7 protein-coding genes and 1 pseudogene are annotated in these 8,822 nt (G+C 33.8%); 5 read left to right on the top strand and 3 right to left on the bottom strand.

The features are described 5' to 3' along the window. Nucleotides 1-223 precede the first annotated feature (223 nt). Nucleotides 224-571, top strand: a pseudogene (locus DWX29_RS09400) (Rpn family recombination-promoting nuclease/putative transposase); the annotation flags it as partial. Between the two features lie 99 nt (nt 572-670). Here DWX29_RS09400 and DWX29_RS09395 read toward each other — a convergent pair. The 3 genes from DWX29_RS09395 to DWX29_RS09385 form a co-directional block, all read right to left on the bottom strand. Then, nucleotides 671-1,504 carry a J domain-containing protein gene (locus DWX29_RS09395; protein ID WP_118565740.1) on the bottom strand — a complete coding sequence of 278 codons (834 nt, stop codon included), beginning with the start codon at nt 1,502-1,504 and terminating at the stop codon, nt 671-673. 103 nt (nt 1,505-1,607) lie between these two features. Next, nucleotides 1,608-2,570 (bottom strand): DUF5685 family protein, encoded by a 963-nt coding sequence (locus DWX29_RS09390; RefSeq protein WP_118565739.1) that lies wholly within the window; start codon nt 2,568-2,570, stop codon nt 1,608-1,610. A gap of 160 nt (nt 2,571-2,730) precedes the next feature. After that, entirely contained in the window at nt 2,731-3,135 is a 405-nt protein-coding gene (locus DWX29_RS09385) for a hypothetical protein (RefSeq protein WP_117910315.1), read from the bottom strand. 719 nt (nt 3,136-3,854) lie between these two features. Here DWX29_RS09385 and DWX29_RS09380 point away from each other — a divergent pair. From DWX29_RS09380 to DWX29_RS09365, 4 genes are all read left to right on the top strand, one after another. Further along, nucleotides 3,855-5,312 (top strand): sugar transferase, encoded by a 1,458-nt coding sequence (locus DWX29_RS09380; protein WP_118565738.1) that lies wholly within the window; start codon nt 3,855-3,857, stop codon nt 5,310-5,312. 181 nt (nt 5,313-5,493) lie between these two features. Beyond that, nucleotides 5,494-6,624: a glycosyltransferase family 4 protein gene (locus tag DWX29_RS09375; protein WP_118565737.1), complete on the top strand. Its 1,131-nt coding sequence runs from the start codon at nt 5,494-5,496 to the stop codon at nt 6,622-6,624. Nucleotides 6,625-6,627: 3 nt separating this feature from the next. After that, nucleotides 6,628-7,602 (top strand): acyltransferase, encoded by a 975-nt coding sequence (locus DWX29_RS09370; protein ID WP_118565736.1) that lies wholly within the window; start codon nt 6,628-6,630, stop codon nt 7,600-7,602. A gap of 19 nt (nt 7,603-7,621) precedes the next feature. Further along, a complete protein-coding gene (locus tag DWX29_RS09365) occupies nt 7,622-8,821 on the top strand; it encodes a glycosyltransferase (protein WP_118565735.1) in 1,200 nt (399 codons plus the stop codon). The last annotated feature ends 1 nt before the right edge of the window (nt 8,822 follow it).

Here is an 8,822-nt window from a genome sequence, read left to right as displayed (position 1 = left end):
GACTGAAAATCCTCGTGTCTCTGGTTCGATTCCGGAACTGGGCATTAACCATGTCCGAAGCAAAAGAGAGAGGGACAAGACAGAAAAGACGCAGGAATGACAGATAAATTTAAAAACGGCAAAAACCGTAACAGAATAAACATGAATGACAGATAAGGAAGCAGAAATGCTTCTTTTTTTATTATATAGGGCAAGTCCGTGTTTATAAAGGCGAGTTTTATGTGAAAAAGAATTGTGTAAACCACTGTTGGAAAATATATTAAACATAAAAATAAGGGATATTGTATATGTTGATTATGAAGAAACAATACAGATGACAGCGAAGTCAAAAGGTATAAGACTCGACATATATGTTGAGGATGACGACAACACAGTTTTTAATCTCGAAATGCAGACAACAACTTATAAAGAATTACCGAAAAGATCAAGATATTATCAGGGAATAATAGATTTAAACATGATTGAAAAAGGCGAATCATATGATATACTTAAGGAAAGTTATGTCATATTTATCTGTACATTTGATTTTTTTGAAAAAGGAAGAAGTGTTTACGAGTTTGATAAAGCATAATAAAATATCTATTAATAAAAAAGAACTTAAAGCCTGAAAGTTATTAATAATTTTCAAACTTTGAGTTCTTTTTATTAATAAATTAAATTGTAATTTATTTTATCGGTAAGTGTATCCACCACCACAACCTGCGCAACAAGCATTGCAACAAAGATTTGCAAGACAGCAGGCTAAGAGTGGGTTACTGCAAATAATTGTAGGCATTCCACCATAACTGCTTTGACGAGAAGTGTACCAGCTGCCACCACTTTCGAATGTACGGACAAGTTGCCGGTAAGTAGCATTATTAGGCTCCATTGAAGATGCCATGCGGGCGTGCTCAAGAGCCTGGACATTGTTGCCCACGCCTTTATTTGCAATCGCACTGTAATAATACCATGCAGCTGTTTTGTTGGAAATTGTATTTAATACATTCAGAGCTTCGGCATAATGTTGGTTATTAATGTAGTTAGCTGCAGCACGCATATGCATCTCGTCTTCTGACATATTTGAAGAGTTGCCATAATTACCTGCATTACCGTAGCCTGTACCAAAGCCACCAAAATTGCCGAAACCTCCAAAATCAAATCCACCAAAGTCCCAATCGCCGAAACCACCGGAATTATAGCCACCGGAACCATTAGAGCCATAGCCACCAAAACCACCGGAATTTCCAGATCCATAACTGCCTGAATTACCATAGCCGGAGCCATAGCCGCCATAAGTTCCACTGCCATAAGAAGAACCACCATAGCCATTTGCACCATGCTTGCGTGCATCCATAATCTGACTATATGCCTGTTGAACCTGCTTGAATTTCTCTTCAGCCTGTTCCTTGTTAGGGTTGTTAATATTTGCATCAGGGTGGTATTTGCGGCTTAGAGCCTTGTATGCTTTTTTTATTTCATCTTCAGAGGCATCTGGTCTAACCCCTAAAACATCATAAGGATTCATATATCTATTCTCTTTCTAAATTTTTGCTGTGATTATGTTATAATACGATAGAATATTGTTAATAAAAATTAATTCTGAAAAATTAAAACATCACAATAAAAAATTATTTGTTTTCTAAATTTTTTGAAACACGCCGTTCATAGGAATTCCAAACTCCGGAATACAAAATATTACGAAGAATATCAGCGTTGTCAACAGCGGGGAGCATTTCGAAAGCATCGGAACACTCAGCCATCATCATTGTAAGCATATCTTTGACATGAGTTTCAAAATCCGGGTCAGTATAACAATTTGAAAAAACATTGTAGCGCCCCTTTTTGACATCTTCCTCAACATCGTCAAATGCGTCCATAATGTAGATAAATTTGCCAAGGTAAAAGCCCATGCGACCAAGACCTTTGGCGTAAATATCGTCAAACGGCACAAATAAAATTTGCATTATTTTACCAAATAAACCGGCTACCACATCAACGTTGGTTTCATTCATTTTTTCGCGGGTACCGAGTTCGTCCAACAAAGATGAAATAGCTTCGATTTTATTTTTATAGGAATAATCAGGAGAAATATGCAAATGCCCGGAATCGTCAGTAAAATAAGAATTCTGATTGTTACTGTCAGAATTTGGCTGAGTAGCTGCAACTGAACCATCGTCAGTTGAATCAGAAGTGGCATGTACATTATTTAAATTTTTCCCAATTGACCCTTTTTTTAATAATTTTGAATAAGCAAGCTTAAGAACGCTTCTGTCATCGTGCCAGTCATCCAGACATTTGAAATAAGAAAGGATGACGTTCATGTCAGCAACATAATCCGTAAATTCTGAGGAAATGATGTTCTGACGCCTTAGAGGGTGCACAACGCAACGTTTTGAAGTGACGTTGTGCTCCGGCTCGTAAAGCGAAGAAAGAAGGATAACTAAAAAGGTCATGTCATAGGACAGGGTTAATTGCCCTGACAGACCGTGTCGCTTGCTAAGTGAGTGGCATAAGCCACAATAATACGCCCGATAGACATCAAATTCCCTAAATTTGAGTTCGGGTTTGTTTACAACTACATATCCAAACATGGAGTCCTCCAGACAAAATAAGTAAAGAACCACAAATCAAATCGGCTCTAAGTTAAATCACACAATCAGTCGTAAATACTTAATGCTCTCTTAAAAGGAAATTCTTACGCATGTTGTTAAATTATATAATCAGTTGCAGACTATTTATGCATCTGATAAATTAACTTTTTTTAATAAATGTCTGGGAACATTTTGGACAACGGATTTCGATGCGGCCTTTGCCACGAGGAATACGAATGCGTTGTCTGCAACGTGGACATCTGTAAAAATGATAAAATCTTCTTTGGCTGAAAATTTCTTTTTCACGCTGAAATTTTCTTAAGAAGGAAGCTTTTAAACTTAAATATTTGTTGTTCTCCTGGTAGCGCTTCTGAATATTTTTTGAAAACATTCTTATATACATCAAAATAATTAAAATAAGTGAAATATAATAAATAATCCCGGACAAACGTCTTGGGACAAATAACGAAAGCACGCATAAAACCAGTGCGAAAATAAGCATTGCTCTGCCAAGTTGATCTACTCCATACCTCCCGTACATTAACTTCGCTAATTTTTCACGCAAATCTAAGACTCCTTCCATATAAAAATAAGAAAAGTTCTAAAGTCTATCATAAAACCTTAAAACTTTGCCCCTTACTTATAAGAAATATTAACCCTAAAGAAAAAGAAAAACAAGGTAATATAAAGAGAATTAACAAATCCGTTACAAATGTTAACAAAATAGACAAAAGAAAAATACAAGAAAGGTCAGAATGCGAAAAAAACTGAAAAAAATTGGTGTATATTATAAACAAACAGATAAAAGGTAAAAAGAAAACAACGCAAATAGCAAAAAAAGATAGAAAATAGCATAAATATTATGGGGATTTTTAAAATGAGCTAAAATACATATGTAGTAAATATATAATAAAAATATTTTTATTGTAACTTTTCCATAAGAAAAGCAGAAAATATTGATAAAACTAACAAAATCAATGTACAAAGAAAGTCGTAGATGATATAATAATAAAAGATTGTGTCTAAAAAATAAGCAACAAATTTACATATTGAACTAAAAATAAAACAAGTTGTAAGAATGAAAATTATATAGATAATTTAATAAAAATATGAATATTATTCACCAAACGGTAAATAAAGTGATTGCTTATTGGATAATAAACAAGAAGATTATACATCAAATAATGATAAGGTAAATATTCATTAAGTAAATAAGTAATAAAATCATTCGCCTAACTAATATATAAAGCAAACTAGAGAAAATACAAAGGGGGAGGGTTGAGAGTGTACAACGGAACAAGTAACAAGTGGACAAAACATTTTGATTTCATAATAGTAGATGTTATATGCATTAATGTAGCGTTCTTTCTAGCTACACTGATATATTCAGGGTCTGGGCATATGTACAACACTTCCCTATATAGAAATGTAACAATATCATTAACACTGATACACTTTTGTGTGGCATTTTTCAGGAACGGATACTCAGGAATCCTTAGACGAGGATATCTGAAAGAAATGAAGGACGTAGTGTATCATAACGCAATAATAATGGCAGTGTTATTTGTATATTTGTTTTTGATACACCAGGCGAATAACGTGTCGAGAATAGTAATATTAATATTCTTTGCGATGGACACAATACTAATGTACATAAGCCATATAGCATTTAAGAAATTTTATGCAGTACGTAAGAATTATGATAATGCTAAGGAAAATATGCTGCTTGTTGTATCATCAGACATGGCAGCAGACACTATCAACAAGATAAGCAACGGACCGGACAAGAGATTTGAGATAGTGGGAATCGCATTGACAGATGTGATGGACATTAAAGAATCAGACATAGATGAAATAGAAGGAATACCTGTAGTTGCCGATGCCAATTCCGTATACGAATATGCGAGGGCAAATGTCATAAATGACGTATTTATCAGAGTAAGCGGAGTAAACAGTTTCGTCGTAGAAGGCATGGCATATGGATTTTTGAATATGGGAATTAAGGTTCATATAAATGTAGAATTTCTTACACACGCTTTGCCAAATGCAGGATTTGAAACAATTAACGAGGTAGCAGTTGTAACGACAAGTATAAATCAGGTGTCACCGGTTGGAGCATTTGCAAAGAGAGCACTTGATATATGCGCAGGACTTGTAGGGTGCCTTGTTACAGGAATATTGTTTATATTTGTAGCGCCTGCGATTAAGATTGCAGACCCTAACGGACCAATATTTTTCTGCCAGTTAAGAGCAGGGAAAAATGGAAAACCATTTAAGTTCTACAAATTCCGTTCAATGTATTCAGATGCAGAAGAACGCAAAAAAGAACTTATGGAACAGAACAAGATGGACGGACTTATGTTTAAAATGGACGCAGACCCTAGAATTATAGGAAGCGGAAAAGATGGCACAAAGAAAGGACTTGGTCATTTCCTTAGGGCTACATCAATAGATGAATTTCCGAATTTTTACAGTATATTAAAGGGCGACATGAGTCTTGTAGGAACACGTCCGCCAACAATGGATGAATACGAACAGTACGAAGCGCATCACAAGAGCCGTCTTGCAACAAAACCGGGACTTACAGGAATGTGGCAGATAAGCGGTCGAAGCGATATGACGGACTTTGAAGAAATAGTAAAACTTGATAATGAGTACATAATGAACTGGAGCTTTGGACTGGATATAAAGATTATACTTAAGACTTTTCTTGTGGTAATTGCCAGAAAAGGGTCAGTATAAAATGATTTGATAAGGTTTAAGTACAAACGAAAATAACTATGTGAAAATTATTTGGCTAAATAAACTTAGCTGATAAAAATGATGAGATAAGTGAAATGTGGTGCCGGGCGATGCCTGGCACTATATGGAATAATAGGTAGGATACCGATAATAAAAATAAGAGAAATGAGAAACAGATAATATGAAAAATGGACAGTTGCGAATAGCAATGCTTGGTCATAAAAGAATACCGTCAAGAGAAGGCGGAGTCGAAATAGTAGTTGAGGAATTAGCTACCAGAATGGTGGAAAGAGGCAATGAGGTTACATGTCTTAACCGTGCCGGGCATCATGTAAGTGGAAAAGAATTCGATGAAAAAAATAAAAAAGAATATAAGGGAATCAGATTAAAAACAGTTCCTACATTAGATAAGAAAGGACTAGCTGCTATGACTGCTTCTGTGACGGGAGGAGTATGCGCTGCATTTGGCAAATACGATGTAGTACATTTTCATGCAGAGGGTCCTTGTGCCATGTTATGGCTACCTAAATTATTTGGGAAAATATGCGTGGCAACAATTCACGGACTTGACCACCAAAGAGCAAAATGGGGAAAACTTGCAAGTACATACATAATGATGGGCGAAAAATGTGCAGTAAAACATGCTGATGAAATAATAGTGTTAAGTAAGGGCGTACAGGATTATTTTAGAGAAAAGTATGGAAGGGAAACAAGATTTATTCCGAACGGAGTGAATAGACCAGTTGTAAGAAAGGCAGATATCATACGATATAAATATGGACTTGAAAAAGATGACTATATATTATATCTGGGAAGACTGGTGCCGGAAAAGGGATTAAGATATCTTGTAGAAGCATTTAAAAAAGTAGATACGAAAAAGAAACTTGTAATAGCCGGCGGAAGTTCAGATACGGATGCATTTGCAAATGAAATTAAAGAAATGGCAAAGGATGATGACAGAATAATATTTACAGAATTTGTTCAGGGCGAGGAATTGGATGAGTTGTATAGTAATGCGTATGTATACACTTTGCCAAGTGATTTGGAAGGAATGCCACTTAGTCTGCTTGAGGCAATGAGTTATGGAAATTGTTGTCTTGTATCAGACATAGATGAATGTGCATCTGTAGTTGAAGATAAGGCACTTGTATTTGAAAAGTCGAATGTAGAGCAATTGCAGGAAAAACTACAGGAGGCTTGTGATAAGCCTAAGATGGTTAAGAAATATAAAGAAGAAGCTGCAGATTTCATTTGCGAGAAATATAATTGGGATGATGTGGTTGAGAAAACAATGGAGTTGTATAGAGGTTAGAATATGGAAAAGAAACATTACAAATCTATAGACGGTTTAAGAACAATTGCGGCAGTAGGCATTGTTATGATGCATATGAGAGCAAATAATAATTATGAAATAGGTGGATATGTTTACAATAAAATAATTCCATCATTTACAAATTTTGTGTTTTTATTTATGGTAATTTCGGCTTTTGGAATGTGCTGTGGATATTATGAAAAAATATTAAAAAACGAAATAACATTAGAAAAATTTTATGTAAAAAGATTTAAAAAAATATTGCCATTTTTTGCACTATTAGTTTTTGTAGATTTAATTATGTCACCTTCGATTGAATCTTTATATGAAGCCTTTGCAGATTTGACATTAATGTTTGGTTTTTTGCCAAATGGAGGAAATATATCTGTTATCGGAGTTGGTTGGTTTATAGGATTAATATTTGTATTCTATATATGTTTTCCTTTTTATTGTGTTTTATTAAAAAATAAAAAGAGAGCTTGGATAGCATTTATAATTAGCGTGTTATACAATTTAATAGGTACAAATTATTTTGAGATAAACAGAACAAATATTCTTTATAGTGCATGTTTCTTTATAGCTGGAGGATTAGTTTATTTATATAGAAATGAAATATCAAAAATAAAAGCATGGCAAATATTAAGTGTTATGAGCATTACTATTGTTGTGTATTATCTGCTGAATGGTAATGTGTTTATGTGTCTATTAGTTTCAGTAGTGATGCTATTATATGCGATTACTTCAAATGTAAAAGTATTGGACAATAAGATAGCTAAATTCTTAAGTGGAATAAGTATGGAGATATATTTATGCCATATGATGGTGTTTAGAATATTACAAAAAATGAAGATTACTAATATATTTGGAAATGGATGGATTCAATATTTTATTACAGTAATATTAACTTTAATAGGAGCGATTATATTTGCAATTATAGTCAGAAAAGTGTTTGAAGTTGTAGAAAGTAAAATAAAGTAAAAAATATAAGGAATAAAATATGAAGATTTTAATGGTAAATAAGTTTTTGTATCCAAATGGAGGTTCAGAAACATATATATTCAAATTAGGTGAGTATTTAGAAAGGCAGGGACACGAAGTACAATACTTTGGAATGGAACATGAAGGAAGATGTGTTGGAAATCATACAGAAGCCTATACATCTGATATGGACTTTCATGGAGGTTCAAAACTTTCTAAACTGACTTATCCAATTAAAACTATATATTCAAGTGAGGCAAGAAAGAAAATAAGGCTTGTTCTTGATGACTTTCGGCCAGATGTAGTCCATTTAAACAACTTTACATATCAGATAACTCCAAGTGTTATATTAGAAATAAAGAAATGGTCAAAACAGACAGGAAATAAATGCAAGATAGTATTTACAGCGCATGATTATAATCTAGTTTGCCCAAATCATATGTGCAACAATCCAAATACACACGAAAATTGTGAAAAGTGTTTAGGCGGACATTTTATGAATTGCTTTAAAGGTAAGTGCATTCATGGAAGCACAGCCAAATCAGCAGTTGGAACAATGGAAGCAATGTTTTGGAAAATGAAAGGAACATATAAGTATATTGATTCTATGATATGCTGTAGTGAATTTATGAAAACAAAATTGGACACAAATCCATTGTTTGCAAAGAAAACAATTGCTTTACATAATTTTATAGATAAAGTTGAATGGAAAGAAGTAGAGAAGAAAGACTATGTTCTTTACTTCGGAAGATTTTCAGAGGAAAAGGGAATAGGAACTCTTATAAATGTTTGTAAGAAACTTTCGAACATTCAGTTTATATTTGCGGGAACAGGTCCTTTGGAAGAAGAGATTAATGGAATTAGCAATATTAAAAATTTAGGCTTTCAAAAGGGAGAAGCTCTTGAAAAACTTATAAGAGAAGCAAGATTTTCTATATATCCATCAGAATGGTATGAGAATTGTCCGTTTTCAGTAATGGAAAGCCAGATGTATGGTACACCGGTTCTTGGCGCTAACATTGGAGGGATTCCTGAGCTCATATCTGTAGGCAGTACTGGAGAGTTGTTTGAAAGTGGCAATGGAGAAGATTTGAAAAATAAAATTGAAGAACTATGGAATAACAAAGAAAAGCTAGATAAATACAGTGAAAACTGTGAAAATATTAGCTTTGATACTATTGAGGAATATTGCAAGAAATTGATTGAGATATACGAATAAA

The organism is Eubacterium sp. AF19-12LB, assembly GCF_003479125.1.
Taxonomy (GTDB): domain Bacteria; phylum Bacillota; class Clostridia; order Lachnospirales; family Lachnospiraceae; genus Eubacterium_U; species Eubacterium_U album.
The sequence above is the reverse complement of the archived record's forward strand: the minus strand, read 5'-3'. Positions and strand labels throughout refer to the sequence as shown.